The organism is Flavobacterium panici, assembly GCF_903819335.1.
Taxonomy (GTDB): domain Bacteria; phylum Bacteroidota; class Bacteroidia; order Flavobacteriales; family Flavobacteriaceae; genus Flavobacterium; species Flavobacterium panici.
On sequence record NZ_CAIJDE010000049.1, the window covers coordinates 140,423 to 160,530 of the forward strand.

The window sequence follows — 20,108 nt, forward strand, 5'->3', positions numbered from 1 at the left end:
AAATACGAAAAGCCACTTCATTACAAAAGTGGCTTTTTTTAATATATATAATTCTAATCCTGCTTTATAAAAACCAATTCCTCATCATAATTCGCAATACTTACCAAAGCATTATAAATATACTTACTCACCAAAGCACCACCTTCAAAATTAATTAAATCAATATCATCCTCGGGAGTGTGGTATTGCGGATGTCCGCCTGTGTGGAAACCTACTGCAGAAATCGAAGCTTTATAAAAAGAAACATGATCAGATCCGCCGACATCTCCTGCAAATACAACAGGATTTAGTCCGCTGTTTTGCCCTAGCTTTTTCATTAGGTTGACTCCATTTGGAAAAGTTCCCGCTCCTCCCATATAGATTTGTTTTTCGGCATTTAATCTTCCTACCATATCCATATTCAGCATTACTTTTACGGCTTCTTTTTTTATCGGTAAATGATTTATGAAATATTTCGAACCTAATAATCCTTCTTCTTCTCCGCTGAAAGAAATAAAAATAACACTTCTTTTCGGTTTGATTTTCAACTTCGAAACTTCTTCCAAAATACACAACAAAGCCGAAACTCCAGAAGCATTATCATCTGCTCCGTTATGAATCGCAACCGTATCTTTCTTTTTGCTTCCAGAACCACTTCCGCCCCAGCCCCAATGATCGTAATGCGCGCCAATAACGATAAATTCATTTTTGAGTTTTTCATCAGAACCTTCAATATATCCTAAAACATTTTGGGTCGAAACACTGTCGGATTTTGTTTTGTTGATTCCTTCTTTTACAAATACTTTAAAAGGCTGGTAATAATTACTATTAAGTTCCTTCAATCCATACTTTTTAAAATATTTTTTGATATAAGATGCTGCGTCGTTATTTCCTTTTGTTCCAACGAAACGACCTTCTAATTTATCTGAAGAAAGATATTTATCATGTTTATAAAATGTCTGCGCTAAGTTGCTTTTTTGAGCATTTGTTATAAAACTAAAAAGTAACAAACCGTAAACAAAGTTGATCTTTTGCAAAAATTTCATAATTAATTTAGTTGTCTAAAATTAGTACACGGATGAAACGGATTCACTTCGTGAAAACGCTGATTAAAACTGATTTTTATTTATAGAATTTTATAAAAAAATCTGTGCCCATCCGCGCCTTTGCGAAGCAAATCAGTGTCATCCGTGTGCCAACTTATTTAAGTTCAAAAATTTTATTCATTAAAATCCATTTTTCTCCTGATTTGGCTTGCGGTAATGCTTTTTGGAATTTCCACATTAGCGTTTCCCATTCCTGGACTTTGGGATTTTCGGCATCTTGTTTTGCTTTTTCTGTAAATGAGAAATCGTCATTGGCTTCGATAATCATAAACAAACGATCGCCAATATTGTAAATCTCTAAATTGATAATTCCAGAATCTTTGATACTTTTTTGAATTTCAGGCCAAACGTTTTTATGGTAATCAATATATTCTGCAATTAAATCCGGGTGGTTATTTAAGTCTAAGGCAAGACAGTGTTTTTGCATAATTCTGTTTTTAAAATTTATTTCAAATCAAATGTTGTATGCTTGATAAATTTTCGATTATAAGTATACAAAATATGAATCTTTTTATCTGAAGTCTGAATAATGGCCGGATAACTGAATTCTCCTTCTGGCTGGTTTTCTAAATCAAATAACTTGTTCCAATTTACACCATCTTTCGAATATTCTACATCTAAAACATTTCTTCCGTTAAACCAGTCTTTTCCCATCTTAAGCGGATTATTCACCAGTAAAAAAGATTTATTTGATAAAGTTACAGCATCAACTCCAGAATTTGAATTTACAACATTAATACTGTCTGTTTTCTGCCATGTATTTCCGTTATCTTCAGACCAAGATGAAATCAATTTATTATGTCGGCTTCGGGATAAAATCTGGATTTCTTTATCAGAATGAACTAAAAATGTGGGCTGAATAATATCAAAATTCTTCTTGTCATTAATATCGGTAATTGTCCAGCTGTCTGTCGCTTCAGTATAAGTTTCTATAAAAACTCTCCATTTATTATCGTCAACACTTTCGGTACTGCTTCCGCATAAAATAATTCCGGGAGTTGTTTCGATGGGTTTGTTCCGAATTGGACCTAAAATTCCTTTTGGAAGATATTTTGGGTTACTCCAGCTCTTTCCATCATCTTTTGAAACAATCATAGCGCCAAACCATTCTCTCGGATTTTTCCCCACTTTATAAAATAAATATAAATTTTGGCTTTTACTTTTAAACAAAACCGGATTCCAGCAGGGGAGTGTATCACCATCTTTAACTAGAGGCTCAATCAGTTTTTTTGGTGCCGACCATTTTTGTTCTTTATAAGATGAAATATAAATACTGACATCTTTTGCGCCTTCATATTTTCCGCCAAACCAAGCTGCCAGAAGTGTATTATTTTCTAATTCGACCAATGTTGAAGCATGACTGGCCGCTGTAACCGGATTTGCTGCAATATAATTTTGGGTAATATTAAATGCTTTTGGTTCATTTTTAATTGATTTACAAGCAAGAAAAACAGAAACTAATAAAACAATTGAACCGTATTTTTTTAAATTCATAATCTGACTTTTATATAAAACAAAAGGAGAGTTTCCTCTCCTTTTGAATTTTTAAGTAAAGATTGTGTGGATCTTTACTCAACCAAATAATTATTTTGTATCCCACCAAAGTTTAGTTCCTCCAGAATCAGGACCTCCAAGTTTTGAGATTCCGTCTGTAACAGCGTCTTTGTTTGAAGAATATTCGTTTGTAACATAAATGATACGTTTCATTAAGCTTTTTCCAACTCCCGGATCATTATTGTCTGTATTCAACGGCGGATAAATAACTTTTGCATCACTTCTACGTAAATCTGCCCAAGCTTCCCAAGATTCTGGGAAAATTGCCAAATACTTTTGAACTGCAATTTGAGTTCTCTGATTTGCTTCTGTAGAAGACCATGCAACAGGTAATTTTACCGGAATATCTTGTAAATCTAAAGTTGGATAAACTGTAAGTACGTTTGGTAAAGTTGGTAAAGTTGAACCTGCAATATAGCTGTTGATATCAGCAGCGTTAGTGATTCCCCATTGTTGTAAAGACAATCTAATACCTGTTTCGTACAAACTTTGAGCTGTTCCGCCCATGTTCCATCCGTTTAAAGCACCTTCTGCTCTGCTTAAATAGTTTTCAGAAGCCATGAAGATTTCGATATTTTTAGATTCGCTTACGTTTCCTGCAGCTCCGTTACCCATAATATCATTGTTGAAAGCAGAGAATTTAGTTGTTCCAAACTGATCTTCTAAACCTCCTATTGGCTGTCCTCTATAAACAGGAGTCGGAGCTGAAGCGTCAAGCGGAGCAAACCATTTTGCTAAACGAGGGTCGTTGTATCCAACCAAAATACTTTCCATAGAAGCTGTCATAGTATAACCCCAGCTGTTTACAATCATATTTAAATTGTTTGGAGTAATATTGCTCGCTTTGAAAAAAGCACTTTGATCGTTTGTCTGCATTACACCTGCAGCTACAGCAGCTTCTGCTTCTGTTTTTGCTTTTGCAGGTTCTTTATCAGAAATTCTTAAAGCTAAACGAAGTCGTAAACTGTTTCCAAAAACTCTCCATTTTGCTACACTTCCTGCATACACTCTGTCGTTTGGCTGAAACGAAGCCACAGTTGTTACAGAAGTAGAACTTAATGTCGCATTTGCTTCATTCAATAATTTAAAAAAGTCTTCGTAGATAGACTCTACGCTGTCATAAGCTACTTTTTCTTTCCCGTTTCCTGCCTCAGTGTAAGGAATTGGTCCGTAAGCATCAACCATTTGATTGTACATGAAAACTTTCCAGATTTTAAGAACTGCCAAAGCTTCAGCGTTTCCTTCAGATGCTTTAATAGCATTATTTAAAGCCGGAACTGCAACAGTGTAAAATCTTGTCCATCCACGGCCTTCGTATCCGTTTACGAATGCATTTCTCTCAGTACCATATCCACAATTTAAATATTGAATAAAAGTAGAAGATAAAATACCCGTAGCAATACCCCAAGTTCCCTGATCATCAACACCTGGTGATGAGTAAGATCCGTTATGAATACCCGCATAAAGCGCAGATGCAAATGATGGCCCCGCTAACGTAGCATCTAACTGATCCTCAGTCAATGAATTAGGATCTTTGTTTATTTCGTCAAAGTCACCAGTGCAGCTTGACAAAATAGAAACTGCCATTAATGCAACTCCTAACGTTTTTATTTTAAAACTATATTTCATGATATCTCTCTTTATTTAATTAAAATCCAAATTTCACATTAACTCCATAATCTCTCGTTGAAGGAATGTTGAAAGATTCTATACCTTGCAGGTTTCCTGTTCCTGCTCCTGCCTCTGGATCAAAATATTTAGCTTTGTTCACGAAGAAGAATAAATTTCTTCCCACTAATGAAAAATCAATATTTGTAAATCCTGAATTACCTAATATACGTTTTGGTAATGAATAACCAAAAACAAGCTCTCTTAATCTGATGTTTGTTGCATCATAAATAAAAGGTTCTGCAATAGGAGTTCTTTGTCCAATAGCTGTCCAGTATTGCTCTGCCGTAATACTTGTAGTATTTGGAGAATAAGTACCATTTCCGTTAGAAACAACACCATCAACAACAATTCCGCCTTCTCTTCCTGCTAAAGTAACATCACTAACTCCTAAACCAGCTTGTCTAGCCTGAGTGTATGAAATAACTTCACCGCCAATTCTAAAATCAACTAAAAAGCTTAAAGAGAAATCTTTGTATTTAAAGTTATTTTTAAAACCTCCAGTCCAGTCCGGGTTAAAGTTTCCGGCACGTACATCAAAACCATTTGTTGCCAGCGGAATACCTGCACTATTTACAATAACGTTTCCGTTTGGATCTCTTTGGAAACCTTTAACATATAAATCTCCATATTCGCCGCCCTGAACAACTTTACTTCTTACTAAACGTCCTTCTCCAAGAACTAACTCATCTCTTCCATCATAAATCGATTTTACTTTTGATTTATAAGATGCGTAATTTGCTGTAATATCCCAGCTAAAGTTTTCTGTTTGAATAGGAGTTGCTGTAAGCGTAAGCTCGATACCTTTATTTTCAATATCACCACCATTTACAATCGCTCTTGAGAAAGAAGAAGATTCTGGAGTATTGATATAGAAAATTTGGTTATCAGTTAAAGTATTAAAGTAGGTAAAATCTAAACCTAAACGATTATTAAAGAATCTTACATCTGCACCAATCTCTGTAGAAGAAGAAATCTCCGGTTTTAAGTTTGGATTCGCTTTTGTGCTTTGTCCGTATAACATACCGCCGTTTCCACCAATGTATGAAAATCTTTGTTGTGTTTGATAAGGATCAGTATCGTTACCAACTTGTGCATAAGAAGCTCTTACTTTTGCAAAACTGATTACTTCCGGTAATTTAACCATGTCTGAAATCACAGCTGAAAGACCTACAGAAGGATAGAAATAATCTGTTGGTAAAGTTGAAGACCAGTCATTTCTTGCCGTTAAATCTAAGAACAAATAGTTTCTGAAACCAATTTGACCAAATCCATAAACAGAGTTAATTCTTTTTTCTGAAGCTGTAGAAGTTGATTGAATTGTTTGTACGTTAGACAATGCAAAATAGTTTCTTTTACTTAAAACTCCTCCTGAATTTAAAGCTGAATTACTTTGCTGTAGTGAACTCGCACCAGCATTAAGTCCAACAGAAAAATCTCCAAATTTTTCATTGTAAGAAAGTAAAGCATCAATATTCAATTCACTTACTGTTTCATAAGATTCGCTGTATGAACCTAAGTTATTATTGAATGCTACAGTTGCATATCTGTTTCTTACGTTTTTGTTTGTCATTTGGTCTAAACCAGCTCTACCTTGTAAACTTAACGTTTTTGTAAATTCATATTTAAGAGAAGCTAAACCAATAAATCTGTTTCTTTTATCTGAACGGGCATCGTCTCTTAAAGCAGACCAAAATGGGTTTCCTCCAGGTGATCCTGTTTCGTCGATAAAGTAATTCATTTGTCTTTGTCCTGCAGCATCAAAATATTCGAAGTTTTTATAATCGTTATATGCGATACTACGAGGCAATAAATAAGCTGATGTTCCAATAGATTCTTCACCGGTTCTTAATAAGTTATCAATGTCCTGAACGATGTAGTTTGTTTTTACATCTAATGATAATTTATCAGAGATTTTACTAGTCAATCTTAAGTTAAGATTGTGTCTGTCTAATTGGTTTCCGCCAACAATACCTTCAGCGCGCGTGTTAGTGTAAGAGAAATAACCCTGCGCTTTTTCGTTACCAGCTGTTACTGTTAAAGTATTAGCTAAATTGTAACCTGTTTTGTAAAAATCAATTACGTTGTTTGGCTGTGGAGAATAACTTTGTGTAGCCGGCCCAGCATAATTTGGGTTACGAACTAACTGCCAGTTTGAAACCTGACTTCCGTCTAATTTTCCTCCCCAGCTTGAACTTGAAGTTGGATTGTAAACTCCGTTTGATCCCTGTCCATATTCATTTTGTAAATTCATCAGGTTGTATGCAGATGAAGCCATGAAATTAGAGGATACCGAAACAGATGTTTTTCCTGATTTTCCTGATTTTGTTGTAATTACGATAACACCATTACTCGCTCTTGATCCGTAAAGAGCTGCTGCAGAAGGTCCTTTCAAAACAGTCATCGAAGCAATATCCTCCGGATTGATGTTTGAAATACCATCTGGCTGTGTAGTTCCTCCTGTGTCAATATCAGGATTTGTTGTTGTTGTACCGTTACTAATAGGCACACCATCTACTACATATAATGGCTGGTTGTTTCCGTTAAGAGATCTGTTACCTCTTAATGTAATTCTTGAAGAAGAACCAACACCATTTGAAGTTGTAGAATAGTTAAGACCAGCAACTTTACCAGATAGTGAGTTAGCAACGTTTAATGACCTTGCTTCTGATAATTCGTCTACTCCAATGTTTTGAGCTGAATAAGTAATTGCTTTTTTCTCTCTCTTGATACCAAGAGCAGTTACTACTACTTCTCCTAATTGTTGTGCCGAAGCTCCTAACGCAGCATTAATGGTAGTTTGAGTTCCTACAGTTACTTCTTTTGAAGAAGAACCAACATAAGAGAAAACCAAAACTGCTGATTGATTTGGAACTGTAATAGAGTACTTACCATCAAAATCTGATGATGTACTTGTTTTTGTTCCCTTAACAACAACATTTGCCCCAGGGATCGGAATTCCGCTTTGGGCATCTGTTATCGTTCCTTTTACTGTTGTTTGTGCTTCCAGATTTTGAAATCCAAATAAGCATATCACAAACAGTAATTTTAGTACGTTCTTGATCATATTTAGTTGTTTTTTGAGTTAATAACATGTTAAACTTAAGAATACATTTTGTTAACAGGATATAATTTCGACAAATGACAAGTTTGAAAAGGTGTTGGGAATACATTTATCATTTTAGGGTACGAAAACGTTTTAAATTGTAATCTTTATCCTCTTTATTTCCAACACCTTGTTCGCATTAATCGAAGTGTTTTACTCTTTTTTCAACTACATTCTTTCTTAATTCTCTTAAACGTTAAAAATATTATTAGTTTTCATCGAATTAGTTCAAAACTTTGAAATTTGTTTTGATCAAATCCGTAGAATTTCCTCCAACCATAACTTCAAAATCTCCCGGTTCTACAACACGTTTCATTTCTCTGTTCCAAATAGATAACTCATCTGGTGTAAGTATAAACTCAACCGTTTTGGTTTCACCTTTCTTAATATTTAATCTTTTGAATCCTTTTAAGTTTTTTTCAGGAGTTGTCGTGCTGCTGTAAACATCCTTAACATATAATTGTACAACCTCGTCTCCGTCTCTGCTTCCAGTGTTTTTAACATCAACCGAAACTTTTAGCTCTCCGTCAGCTTTAATTTCTTTTGAACTGATTTTCAAATTTGAATATTCAAACTTCGTATAACTCAATCCGTAACCGAATGTATATAAAGGATGTTCACTTTCTGCAACGTATCTATGAATCGCAGATCGTTTTTGGTTATAATATATAGGTAGCTGTCCAACTGATTTTGGAACTGTAATAGGCAATCTTCCACCCGGATTATAATCTCCAAATAAAACATCAGCTACTGCTCTTCCTCCTAATTCTCCCGGAAACCAGCCTTCAACAACTGCCGGAATATTTTCTGCAATCCAGTTTGTCGAAAGCGGACGTCCGTTTAACAATACACAAACTACGGGAGTTCCTGTTTTTTGAATTTCTTCGATCAATTCCTGCTGCATTCCGAATAAGTCTAAAGAAGCAACATCTCTGTTTTCTTCTACCAATTCGTTTGATTCTCCTAAAACTACAATCGCAACATCGGCTTTTTTAGCAGCATCGATTGCAGGTTGTAAGTTTACTTTTTCTAAGTTCCAGCGTAAGTGCGCTCTGGCTCCCCAGCCTCCTTCCCACATTTCAATGCGGACTTTGTATTTTTTTCCTGCTTCAATATTTTTTGGCGTTGTAACCATGCTTGTCGCACCTTTTGTCCAGTTGTCGATTACTAGTTGATCATCAATCCACATTCTGATTCCGTCATCAGAACTTAAACCAATCCAGCCGTCAAATGCTTTATCTGATTTTATGTAACCAGTCCATCTAATAGAGAAATCATCATCTGTAACGCCATCACCCGGAGACCAAGGCCAGTCAAACTCTAATTGGTTGTCAATACGAGTCAATGCAGGAGTTCCTTCTACATTTCTGTTATTGAAATATTCTCCTTTTAATCCGTTTTGAGCTTCATCTGGAGTAAATAAATATTTAGATGGAATAATTTGTCCTTTTACAATTAAAGGAACACCTTCTTCATAAACAACATTGGCCGTTTTTCCAACTAATTGCTGAATACCTTCGTAAACTGTTGTTCCAACGCTGTTTTTTGGAGCATATCCACCCAATCTTGAAGCATTTGCATTTGGTCCAATAACAGCAACATTTTTGATCTCCTTGCTTAAAGGCAAAATGTTGTTGTCATTTTTCAACAAAATCATAGATTTCTGAGCCGCTTCCAGAGCCACATTCTGATTTTCTTTAGTATGAAAACGTTCTTTGATGAGGTTTTTATCTGTGTATGGATTTTCGAATAACCCTAATAAGAATTTCAAACGTAAAACTCCTCCGGCAGCACGGTCAATCTGCGCCATTGTCAATTTCTTTTCGTTTACTAATTCTATAATACTCGTTTGCCAGAATTCATTTGTAAAATCATAAAACTGCATATCAACTCCCGCTGCAATCGCTTCTCTAATACTTTCTTTTGGAGAACTGGTAACAAAATGTGTTACCTGAAGATATTTTATAGCTCCTAAATCTGAAACTACAATTCCTTTAAAACCCCATTCGTTTCTCAAAACATCAGTCAATAACCAATGATTCGCTGCACAAGGAATTCCGTCTAATTCAGAATACGCACACATCGTTCCCAATGCACCGCCTTTTCTAAATGCTTTTTCAAATGAAGGCAAATGATCTTCTCTCGCCGAACGTTCTCCGACTAAAATTGGAGAAGAATTTCCTCCCGCCTGCGGAATACCGTGAACGGCAAAATGCTTAGGTTCTGCAATAATCGAACGATCTGATTTTAAATCATCGCCTTGCATTCCTTTAATCATCGCCAATCCAATTTCACTGTTTAAATAGGCATCTTCACCAAAAGTTTCGGCAACACGTCCCCAGCGAGGTTCACGGCCTAAATCTAAATTTGGACCTAAACCAAAATGAACTCCATGCGATCTTGCTTCCATCGCAATAACTTTTCCCACTTTGTCCATTACGTTTGTATCCCAGGTTGCTCCAAGACCAATATTCATTGGGAAAGCTGTACTTCCTTCATCTAAATATCCGTGAAGCATCTCGCACATAATCAATGCAGGAATTCCCCATTTATTTTTTTTAATTATCTCACTTTGAAGGTCATTAATCATTTTAGCCGAACGCGGATAAATATCATGAATCGCCCCAATTCCCAGATTTCCAATTTTAGCATCTGATTTTACTTTTGAGAAATCTTCTTTTTCCTTAAAAAATTCGCCTTTGTACATATCCATCTGGCGCACTTTTTCTTCAAGCGACATACGGCTTAACAAGTCTTTTACCCTATCTTCTGTCGGTAGTTTTGCATCTTGATACGGGTATTTTTTCTGCGCATAGGTTTGGTTAAAAAAACCTACAGCCATTACAAAAATAATGGCTGTTTTTTTGATTTTGAGTTGTAACATAGTTGTGAGAGTTTAATTTTGAATCACTTTGAGCGTTCCTCCATTCACAAAATCATCGTGTGAAATGAAATAACTGTTCAGTGGTTTTCCGTTTAATTCTATTGTTTTGATTTTTCCATCAGTATTGATTTCTTTTTCAATAACAATATTTTCTTTTTTATAATATCTTGAATCTAATTTGATTGTTACTTTATCAAACATTGGGGTTGTAATCGTATAAATTGCGTCGCCGGGAGATATTGGATAAAATCCCATCATGGAATATACTAACCAAGCCGACATTGTTCCGGTATCATCATTTCCGGGTAATCCTTTTGGTTTGTTTTGAAAATATTCCTGTACCAGTTTTTTAACCAGTTCCTGACTTCTCCATTCTTCGCCTTTTACATAATTGAATAAGTAGGGATAAGCAATATCCGGCTCGTTTGCCATATCAAATTTTTTGTCATCAAAAACTTTTTGCAATTGATCTGAGAAAGGTTTATCACCGCCCATTAATTTCATCAATCCTTTGATATCATGCGGAACCATAAAAGCATATTGCCACGCATTTCCTTCGATAAAGCCAACATTTGCTTCAAAATTAGATCCTGCTTCAGGGTCAAAAGGTTCGTACCAATTTCCGTTAGCAATTCTTGGACGGAGCAATTTTAAATTTTTGTCAAATAATTTTTGGTAGGATAATGAACGTTTAGCAAAACGTTTATAATCTTCTTTTTCACCCAATGCTTTTGCTAAAAGTGAAATCGCATAATCTGAAGTATTGTATTCCAGCGTTGTAGAAACAGGTCCGGGATAATTAGTCGATAAATATCCTTTTTCTATATATTCTTTAAGTCCCGGACGCAGCGGATTATTTTCTATTTGGTCTGCGCCTTTTAACATTGCATAGTAAGCTTTGTAAACATCAAAATCCTGAATTCCTTTTAAGCAGGCATCAACTATAACAATACTTGCCGGATCTCCTACCATTGTAAATGTTTCTGTAGAATTTAATTCCCATTTTGGCAGCCAGCCGTTTTCATCATACATTTTCAACATGCTTTTTATCATATCCGATTGCTGCTTAGGATAAACTAAAGACGTTAACGGATGCATGTTTCGATACGTGTCCCATAATGAAAATACGGTATAACGCGTGCCATCGGTTTTACCAATTTTGGTTCTTTTAATCTGCGGATATTCTCCGTTTACATCATTTAAAGTATTCGGATGAATTAATGTATGATATAAAGCGGTGTAAAAAATCGTTTTATCATCTTCGGAACCGCCTTCGACTAAAATTTTCGAAAGTTCGTCATTCCATTCTTTGTAAGTGTCTTTATAAACGGCATCAAACGATTTATCTCCGGTTTCTTTTTCTAAATTTTCTCTGGCATTTTCGATGCTTACATACGAAATTCCAATTTTAACTTCAACCGTTTCTTGTTTGTCAAATTTGTAGCTGAAATAACTTCCAATACTATCGCCAACTACTGTTTTGATGGTATTTTTCATTATTCTTGCCTTACCATTATATCCTGACATCCATTGTGCTTCGACACCGTTATATTTAGAAGGTTTTTTCCAAACACCGAATTTTTCAGCTGGTTTAGAAAACTTGGCTACAAAATAAACCGGATAAGCATCTTCCGGGCTGTTATAACAAAACGAACCAACAGAACGCATTCCTTCAATTTCTGTAGAAGAAACTACTTTGATCATCGAGCCTTCTTCATTCGTTAATCCTAAACCAAGATTTATTAAAATGTTCGACTGTCCTTTCGGGAAAGAGAATCTGCTTACACCAACTCGTTTTGAAGCTGTAAATTCTCCTTTAACCTTATATTTCTTAAGGTCAACGCTGTAATATCCGGCTTTTGCCACTTCATTAGAATACGTCGATCCGTATTTTAAATGATCGATTTCTAGATTTCCGGTTGTTGGCATCAATAAAATAACGCCCAGTTCCGGACAACCTACACCGCTCAAATTGACCTGACTAAATCCGGTTAAAAAAGTGTTTTCGTTTACATATGGATTCGACAGCCACTGACTGTCTTTTTCCATTGGAGTATTTTTTACCCCGGCAACATTAAACGGACTTATACTTGCCATTCCGCGTGGTGCAATCGGTCCCGGAAAAGCAGCTCCAAAGTTGGAAGTTCCAATAAACGGATTCACATAATCTGCAGGTTGTTGTGCAAAACTTGTGATGCTAAAAAACAGCATGCAAAAGCTGCATGCTGTTTTTAAAATTAATTTTTTTGATATTGAAAACATATTCTTATCTGTTAATAGCTTCTATTTTTAAAGTCCATGCTTCTTTTGCAGGTAAATTATTTCTAAGGCTTTCCGGAATTACAACTTTAAATCCATTTCCTTCTTTTGTCCATTTTAGAGAAGTTTTAGAACCTAACATGGTAATTTTTGTTCCTTTTTTAGGGCTGATAGATTTTACTGTAACGCTTGCAGGAATTTTATCTTCTCCGTCTTTTGCTAAATAAAAAGCAAATACATTTCCAGCTTTATTTTGTGTAAAGCAAATGTTGTCTTCTTTAAAAGGCTCAATTGGTTTCGTATCATAAATCGCAACACTGTTTACTTTCATCCAGTCTGCATAAGCCTGTAATAAATCATAAGCACCTTGCTGCCATTCTCCTTCCGGACTTGGTGCAACGTTTAATAATAAGTTTCCGCCTTTTGCAACAATGTCAACCAACATGTGAATTCCTTGTCTTCCCGTCATGTATTTTGCATCTGGAGTATACGACCATCCGCCGCCAGAAGTAATACAAGATTCCCAAGGATAAGGTAATGTTTTTGCCGGAACACGACCTTCTGGAGTTAAATAATTTTGGTTTTTTCCGTGAACCGCTCTGTCAACCACAATTAATCCTGGTTGTTTTTGGCGTGCTTTCACCACCAATTCGTCCATTTTTGGATCCTGATCTACAACTCTGTGTTTGATGAAACCGTTTTTAGATTCGTTTTCAGCAAATTTCTCGTCGTAGTTTTCTTTTAAATTTTGTTGATCTCTTTTTCTAACCCAGCCTCCGTCAAGCCATAAAATATCTACTTTACCGTAATTAGTAAGGATTTCTAAAATTTGGTTGTGAGTGAAGTCAACATATTTTTGCCATTTTTCAGGATATAATGACGGATCGTAATTTACGTTTCTGTCGAAAGGTGGAAAATACGGATCCCAGTAATTTTCGTTATGCCAGTCTGGTTTTGAGAAATAAGCTCCAGTTGAAATATTCTCAGCTCTAAAAGCATTGAAAACTTCTTTCAAAACATCGGCTTTTGGATTTGTGCTGAAAGGACAATCCTTGTCTGTCACTTTATAATCAGAATATTTAGTGTCGTACATATTAAATCCGTCATGGTGTTTGGTGGTAAAAACCATGTATTTCATTCCCGCAGCTTTTGCCGCTTTTGCCCATTTTGTTGGATCAAATTTGGTTGGATTAAAAGTCTTTTTCAAACCTTCATAATCTTTTACATATTGATTATAATTGGCAGGATTGCTTCCTTTTTTACGTTCGCACCATCCATAATCTTCCGGGCATATTGACCATGATTCTACAATTCCCCATTGGCTGTATGTTCCCCAGTGCATTAATAATCCAAACTTTTTGCCTTGCCATGCCTCTAAATTTTTCAACACCAACGGATCCGTTTCCGGTACATAACGCTCATCTTCATAAATGGCCTGCGAAAACATTTGAACGGAAAATAATAACGCGATTATGAATATTCCTCTTTTCATCTTTATTCTATTTATAGTTTTTTGTTTTTGTTCGTTGTTTAATTGTGAAAATCACATTTAAGATATTGAGACAAAGTGTCCTTTCTATCTAATTTTTTCAAAGTTTCTCCACCTTTTTTGTCATTTCGACGAAGGAGAAATCTTCGCAAGAAACTCCTCATAGTAATTCATCAATCTTTGTCGAGCTACTCGTGGAGATTTCTCCTTCGTCGAAATGACAAGATTGCGTGTAATACTATGAACATATGGCTTTGACAAAGCTTCTGCGCATTTTTGTCATTTCGACGAAGGAGAAATCTTCGCAAGAAACTCCTCATAGTAATTCATCAATCTTTGTCGAGCTACTTATGAAGATTTCTCCTCCGTCGAAATGACAAGATTGTGTGTAATACAGCTTAATTCACTAAAATCTCATCAACAAATAACCAAGAACTTTCCCCTTTCGGGCTTTTCTTAAGGTTATAAGCGATTACTTTTACAAATCGTGTATTAACTTTTCCAAAATTGATTTTGAAATCCTTCAATTCCGAAGACACATTTGGAGCATACGGACGTGAAACTTTCCCAACTTCCTGATATTTGATTCCATCATTTGAAACCAAAACTTTAATCTTTACAGGAAAATTAACTCCGGCTCCCTGACTTTCTAAAGCTCCTACAATTACCTGCTCAACGCTTTCCTGTTTTTCAAAATCGATTACCAATTCCATATCATTAACAAGCCATGCCTGCCATTGTCCGTCGTGGAAGTTTTTGCTCCCTCTAATTGTATTGACCATCGTATTAGCATCACCTTTATAATTATCATTATAAGGCGTTAAATATTTTACTTTTTGTGCAAAAGCTTTATGGAAAATAATGGTATCTGTAAATGTTTTTCCAACTGGTTTTTCATCCTGAAATAAAGAAGCTTTTAAAACAGTAGTTTCTTTAAATTCAATTGGGTTTATATATTTTACCGCATGATGATCGATCGCTTTATCTCCTAAAACATATCGAATATCCGGATTTGGGAATTCATTTTTCAGTGTCACATTAATTTGTTTTTTAGCCAAATCTGCTGTTGAAGAAGCGGTCACCAAATAAGCACTTTTAGCATAATTGATTCCTAAATAATCATAGCGATTTAATAATGGTTTCAGTCTCGTTGTAAAATCAATCCAGTTACGGCTTTCTTTCGAACTCCATAAAACCTCAGCCATAGCTGCCAGTCTTGGAAAAATCATATATTCTGAATCCTTTGGTCCCGAAAGATATTCTGCCCATAAATTAGCCTGACCGCCCAAAACATGATTTGCTTCTGCAGGTGACATCGTTGGTACAACCGGCTCAAATTCGTATACTTTATTTAAAGGATTATAAGCATCAAAAGCTAATGGTTCTTCGTTTTGAGGGCCTTGATAAAAATTAAAATAACAAGGAGACTCCGGCGTCATAATGACATCATGACCTTGATCTGCTGCTTCAATACCGCCTTTTGTTCCTCTCCAGCTCATTACAGTTGCTTCCGGAGCTAAACCGCCTTCTACAATTTCATCCCATCCAATAACTTTTTTACCTTTAGAATTGATGTATTTTTCAATACGTTTTACAAAATAACTTTGCAGTTCCGTTGAATTTTTCAAGCCTAAATCTTTCATTCTTTTTTGGCAGTTGGGACATTTATCCCAATTGGTTTTTGTCGCTTCGTCGCCTCCAATATGAATGTATTTTGATGGAAAAATATCCATTACTTCGTCTAATACATTTTGCAGAAACTCAAATGTAGATTCTTTTCCTGCGCAATAAATATCTGTAATAGGCCAAACCCCGCCTGACGGAACGCCAATACGCTGATCAAAACAAGCCAGTTCCGGATACGCTGCAATCGCAGAACTTACGTGCGCCGGCATTTCAATTTCAGGAATTACTTCGATATTTTTAGATGCTGCATATTTTACGATTTCTTTTAACTCTTCCTGCGTAAAAAATCCTCCGTAAGTTCCTTTTTCATCAGGATTTGTGGCTAATCTGGCATTCCATGCAACATTTTCCTGATTCACTCTCCATGCTCCAACTTCTGTAAGTTTAGGATATTTCTTAATTTCAATTCTCCAACCCTGATCGTCTACTAAATGCAAATGCAAAACGTTCATTTTGTGCATTGCTAAACGATCGATTGTTGCCAAAATATAATTTTTATCGAAAAAATGACGTGATAAATCCAGCATTAAACCTCTCCATTGAAAACGCGGTTCGTCTGTAATCACAACATTTGGAATCTGCCATTTTGCAGATGAAATTGCATAAGTGCTTTCAATAGCCGTTGGAAGTAATTGTCTGATGGTTTCTAATCCATAGATAAAACCGGCATTTCCTTTTGCTGTAATCGTGATTACATTATTATTTACCTCAACTTTATAGGCTTCTTTATGAAGGTTTGGATCTGTTTTAAACTGAACAAAATTGTTCTGCGGTGCTTTTACGCCCAAAACCGGACGCCATCCTGCAGCAACTTCAAATTTGTTGATTAAAGCGTTTGAAATATCTTTTTGAAAATCAGTATTGGCAACAAAAACGGTATTTTTAGAAAACTCAAAACTTCCAGATTGAATCAAAACTTGATTTGGTTTCGGAATAATTTGAATGTCTTTTGCAGTAAAAACTTTTTTCTGACTGTAACCCAAACTTAAAACAGTTAAGAAGATTAAGACGAATAAGGGTTTTAATGATCTCATAATTATTATTTTAAAGATGGTGTTATTTTAAATTGATACTGATAATTTTTTCCTCTTAAAAGATATTTTTCCATAGGCCAGGCCTGCCAGCTGTCGATTCCGCCAACTCCCATTTGTTTTGAATCGATTTTTAAACTCGTTAAATCTCTTTCTTTCAATTCGGCAGCGTGTCTTTGGTCTTTTTGCAATCCGTCGTCTAAATCTTCATTTAAAAAATGTAAAGCGGTTACGGCCAATAATTCATCAGATGTTACGGTTAATTTTAGTTTATCTCCCGATAATTCTAAGAAACGAACATCGGTTTTATTTCCTGTTTCCTGCGGACGGATGTATGGATAATATTGCTCTGAAACGGTTTGTGTATACAATCCCACTTTTGAACTGTAATTTCTGTCGATGTAATTTTCGTGCGGGCCTCTTCCGTAATAGGTCATATTGCTAAAATTTCTCGGAACAATTACTTCCATTCCAAATCTTGGTAAAATTGGCTGTTCTTTGTTTTTATCAATATTTAAAACTTCTTTTACGACTAATTCCCCGTTTCCGTTTAATTCATAATTCAATTCTAAAGTCGAAGAAACCTGTGGTAAACTATACGTTGCTTTCACCAGAATTTTATTGTCTTTAGTTGGAGTAAATGTCCAGTTTACCAAAGTCGGATTTTCTGTTGCATCTTTCCACGCTTTTAAGTTTACTTGAAAATTAGCTCCAAAATCATTATCGTTTGGTGCTCTCCAAAGATTGGGACGCAATTGATATCCGTCTTTTATAATAGGCTGATTATTGAAGGAATAGCCATTGATAAATCCTGTTTTTTTGTCGAAAGTAATCTCTGCTTTATCACTTTTGAAAACCGTAGCATTTGCTTTTTTCTCCACCGTAATTTTTGAAGCGCTTTCGATTTTAATATCATTTTTCCAGGTTCCTTTATATGCCAGTTGTTCTGTCGCAATTTCGAAACCTTTTGGTAAAAATGGTTCTTCTTGTTTTAACTGATAGCTTATGTTTATAAAAGCTTCCTGAAATTTTTTATCACCTAATTTAATAGGCAATGTATACGTTTTTGATTGTGTTGGATCGATTGCTAAATAATCGATAACGCCTGTCGTTTCTTTCACTCCGTCTAAAATTAAGGTCCAATGCAAAGTTACGTTGCTTAAATCTTTAAACGTAAATTCATTGTAAACTTTTATTATAGCCGTTTCCTGATTTTCCCAGGAAGTCAGGATATTTTGATATACATTTCGAACTTCAAGCGCATGCGGATTTGGTTTTCTGTCTACCGTAAATACGCCATTGTTCACAAAATTGTTATCACTTTTTACATCTTTTGGACCAAAATCTCCTCCGTAAGCTAAAATCGTAGTTCCGTTATCCAGTTTTTTATAAACCGATTGATCGATCATATCCCAAATGAAACCGCCCTGAAAGTTTGGATATTTACGAATGACATCCCAATAATCTTTAAAATTCCCCATCGAATTCCCCATTGCGTGCGCGTATTCACACTGAATATAAGGTCTTGACGGATTTGGGTTTGCCAAAATATATTCTTCCATTTTGTTTGGAGAACTGTACATTGGATCAATAATATCTGAATCCCATTCGAATTTTAAATCTTTTCCGTCCCAAGCTCCCGCAGTTGCTCTTTCGTATTGAATTGGTCTTGATTTATCACGGTTTTTAATCCACAAATAACCTCTGTAAAAGTTGTAACCGTTTCCGGCTTCGTTCCCCATACTCCAGATAATGATTGAAGTATGATTTTTATCTCTTTCAATCATTCGCTGCATACGCTGAATGTGCGCTAATTCCCAGTCTGGTTTATTCCCAAGTGTTTTGGTAATATCGTACCCCATTCCGTGTGATTCTATGTTAGCTTCATCGACCACATAAATTCCGTATTTATCGCATAATTCGTAGAAATATTCATCGTTTGGATAATGCGACATTCTCACCGCATTGATATTAAATTCTTTCATCAATTTAATATCTTGTTCCATTCTTTCTCTTGAAATAGTTTGTCCCGTAATTGGATCAACTTCATGACGGTTTACACCTTTTATGTAAATCGCTTTTCCGTTTACCAAAAGCTGTCCACCTTTAATTTCTACTTTTCTAAATCCAACATTTTGATTGATAACTTCAATTACAGCTCCTTTTTTATCTTTTAAAATAAAACGTACCTGATATAAATTCGGAATTTCTGCACTCCATTTCTTCGGACTTTCTACGGTGAAATCAAATGTTTGTTTTTCGCTTAAAGCGGAAATAACTTTTGAGGTTATAATCTTGTCACCATCTTTTAACTGAACGTCTAAAGTATAGGTGTCTTTTTTATCTAAATCAGAGAATTGAGTTGTGATTTTTAAACTTCCGTTTACGTAATTGGCATCTAAATCCGGAATAATTTCGAAGTCATTTAAATGGGCTTTATTTCTCGCAACCAAATAAGAATCTCTGGTAATTCCGCTCATTCTCCACATGTCCTGACATTCTAAATACGAACCGTCATTCCATTTCATTACCTGAAGCACAATCGTATTTTTTCCGGTTTTTACATATTTATTTAATTTGAATTCAGAAGGTAATTTTCCGTCTTCACCATAACCTACATACACACCATTTACCCAAACGGTCAAGTTTGATTTTGCTGTTCCGATATGAAGAAAAATATCTTTTCCTTCCCAAGATTTATCGATTGTAATTTCTCTTCTGTAAACTCCTGTCGGATTGTATTTTGTTGGAACAAACGGCGGATTTGGTGCCATTAAATAATCAAAATCGTAAGTTGTATTTACATAAACCGGATATCCATAACCGTTTACATCCCAGCTTGCGGGAATTTTAAAATTATCCCAGCTTTTATCATTAAAATCAGTTTTCTCAAAATCTTTTGGAAGTGCAGCCGGATTATCCACATATTTGAATTTCCAGGCTCCGTTAATGTCTAAGTAATTTTTAGATTGCCTCCATTCGTTTTTAGCAGCTAATGTTTCGTTTTCAAAAACATAATAGGCGGCGTGCATGGGCTCTCTATTATCTTCATTGATTTTTTCATTTTGCCAAAACGGAACTTTTTTTTGTGCATTAACAGATAAAACTGAAAGTAATAAGGTTAATATGGATATTGTTGTTTTCATTCTTTGTTTTTGTTTGAACACATAGCCCCGATTGTTATCGGGATAGATTGTGAGAGAAGAATCTATGTATCTATGTGTTTAAAATTTTTATTCTCATTTGTCATTTCGAGGAACGAGAAATCGCACTAGAAACTCCGTAATCTAAATCCTCAATCTTTGTCGAGTTACGTGTGCGATTTCTCCTTCGTCGAAATGACAAA

The 20,108-nt window shown here is 35.4% G+C and carries 10 protein-coding genes; all 10 read right to left on the reverse strand.

Annotation, left to right across the window (positions count from 1 at the left end):
• Window positions 1–53 precede the first annotated feature (53 nt).
• The 10 genes from FLAPXU55_RS16280 to FLAPXU55_RS16325 all read right to left on the reverse strand — a co-directional run bounded on the left by FLAPXU55_RS16280 (window position 54) and on the right by FLAPXU55_RS16325 (window position 19,908).
• Window positions 54–1,025, reverse strand: a complete 972-nt coding sequence (locus FLAPXU55_RS16280; protein WP_180859466.1) for a M20/M25/M40 family metallo-hydrolase — start codon at window positions 1,023–1,025, stop codon at window positions 54–56.
• Window positions 1,026–1,179: 154 nt separating this feature from the next.
• Window positions 1,180–1,512 (reverse strand): L-rhamnose mutarotase, encoded by a 333-nt coding sequence (locus tag FLAPXU55_RS16285; protein WP_180859468.1) that lies wholly within the window; start codon window positions 1,510–1,512, stop codon window positions 1,180–1,182.
• Between the two features lie 17 nt (window positions 1,513–1,529).
• Window positions 1,530–2,579 (reverse strand): sialidase family protein, encoded by a 1,050-nt coding sequence (locus FLAPXU55_RS16290; RefSeq protein WP_180859470.1) that lies wholly within the window; start codon window positions 2,577–2,579, stop codon window positions 1,530–1,532.
• A gap of 90 nt (window positions 2,580–2,669) precedes the next feature.
• Window positions 2,670–4,268 carry a SusD/RagB family nutrient-binding outer membrane lipoprotein gene (locus tag FLAPXU55_RS16295; protein WP_180859472.1) on the reverse strand — a complete coding sequence of 533 codons (1,599 nt, stop codon included), beginning with the start codon at window positions 4,266–4,268 and terminating at the stop codon, window positions 2,670–2,672.
• A gap of 19 nt (window positions 4,269–4,287) precedes the next feature.
• Window positions 4,288–7,374, reverse strand: a complete 3,087-nt coding sequence (locus FLAPXU55_RS16300; RefSeq protein ID WP_180859474.1) for a SusC/RagA family TonB-linked outer membrane protein — start codon at window positions 7,372–7,374, stop codon at window positions 4,288–4,290.
• 262 nt (window positions 7,375–7,636) lie between these two features.
• Complete coding sequence (locus FLAPXU55_RS16305; RefSeq protein ID WP_180859476.1) at window positions 7,637–10,297, reverse strand: glycoside hydrolase family 3 N-terminal domain-containing protein; 2,661 nt, start codon at window positions 10,295–10,297, stop codon at window positions 7,637–7,639.
• Between the two features lie 12 nt (window positions 10,298–10,309).
• On the reverse strand, window positions 10,310–12,559 hold the full coding sequence (locus FLAPXU55_RS16310; protein WP_180859478.1) for a GH92 family glycosyl hydrolase: 2,250 nt from the start codon (window positions 12,557–12,559) through the stop codon (window positions 10,310–10,312).
• 4 nt (window positions 12,560–12,563) lie between these two features.
• Window positions 12,564–14,048: an alpha-L-fucosidase gene (locus tag FLAPXU55_RS16315; protein ID WP_180859480.1), complete on the reverse strand. Its 1,485-nt coding sequence runs from the start codon at window positions 14,046–14,048 to the stop codon at window positions 12,564–12,566.
• A 395-nt stretch (window positions 14,049–14,443) separates the two neighbouring features.
• On the reverse strand, window positions 14,444–16,765 hold the full coding sequence (locus FLAPXU55_RS16320; protein WP_180859482.1) for a glycoside hydrolase family 20 protein: 2,322 nt from the start codon (window positions 16,763–16,765) through the stop codon (window positions 14,444–14,446).
• 5 nt (window positions 16,766–16,770) lie between these two features.
• Complete coding sequence (locus tag FLAPXU55_RS16325; RefSeq protein ID WP_180859484.1) at window positions 16,771–19,908, reverse strand: glycoside hydrolase family 2 TIM barrel-domain containing protein; 3,138 nt, start codon at window positions 19,906–19,908, stop codon at window positions 16,771–16,773.
• Window positions 19,909–20,108 lie beyond the last annotated feature (200 nt).

Bases quoted from the DNA above. Each gene is read 5' to 3' on its own strand.
- FLAPXU55_RS16280 (WP_180859466.1), bottom strand. From the start codon at position 1,025: ATGAAATTTTTGCAAAAGATCAACTTTGTTTACGGTTTGTTACTTTTT.
- FLAPXU55_RS16285 (WP_180859468.1), bottom strand. From the start codon at position 1,512: ATGCAAAAACACTGTCTTGCCTTAGACTTAAATAACCACCCGGATTTA.
- FLAPXU55_RS16290 (WP_180859470.1), bottom strand. From the start codon at position 2,579: ATGAATTTAAAAAAATACGGTTCAATTGTTTTATTAGTTTCTGTTTTT.
- FLAPXU55_RS16295 (WP_180859472.1), bottom strand. From the start codon at position 4,268: ATGAAATATAGTTTTAAAATAAAAACGTTAGGAGTTGCATTAATGGCA.
- FLAPXU55_RS16300 (WP_180859474.1), bottom strand. From the start codon at position 7,374: ATGATCAAGAACGTACTAAAATTACTGTTTGTGATATGCTTATTTGGA.
- FLAPXU55_RS16305 (WP_180859476.1), bottom strand. From the start codon at position 10,297: ATGTTACAACTCAAAATCAAAAAAACAGCCATTATTTTTGTAATGGCT.
- FLAPXU55_RS16310 (WP_180859478.1), bottom strand. From the start codon at position 12,559: ATGTTTTCAATATCAAAAAAATTAATTTTAAAAACAGCATGCAGCTTT.
- FLAPXU55_RS16315 (WP_180859480.1), bottom strand. From the start codon at position 14,048: ATGAAAAGAGGAATATTCATAATCGCGTTATTATTTTCCGTTCAAATG.
- FLAPXU55_RS16320 (WP_180859482.1), bottom strand. From the start codon at position 16,765: ATGAGATCATTAAAACCCTTATTCGTCTTAATCTTCTTAACTGTTTTA.
- FLAPXU55_RS16325 (WP_180859484.1), bottom strand. From the start codon at position 19,908: ATGAAAACAACAATATCCATATTAACCTTATTACTTTCAGTTTTATCT.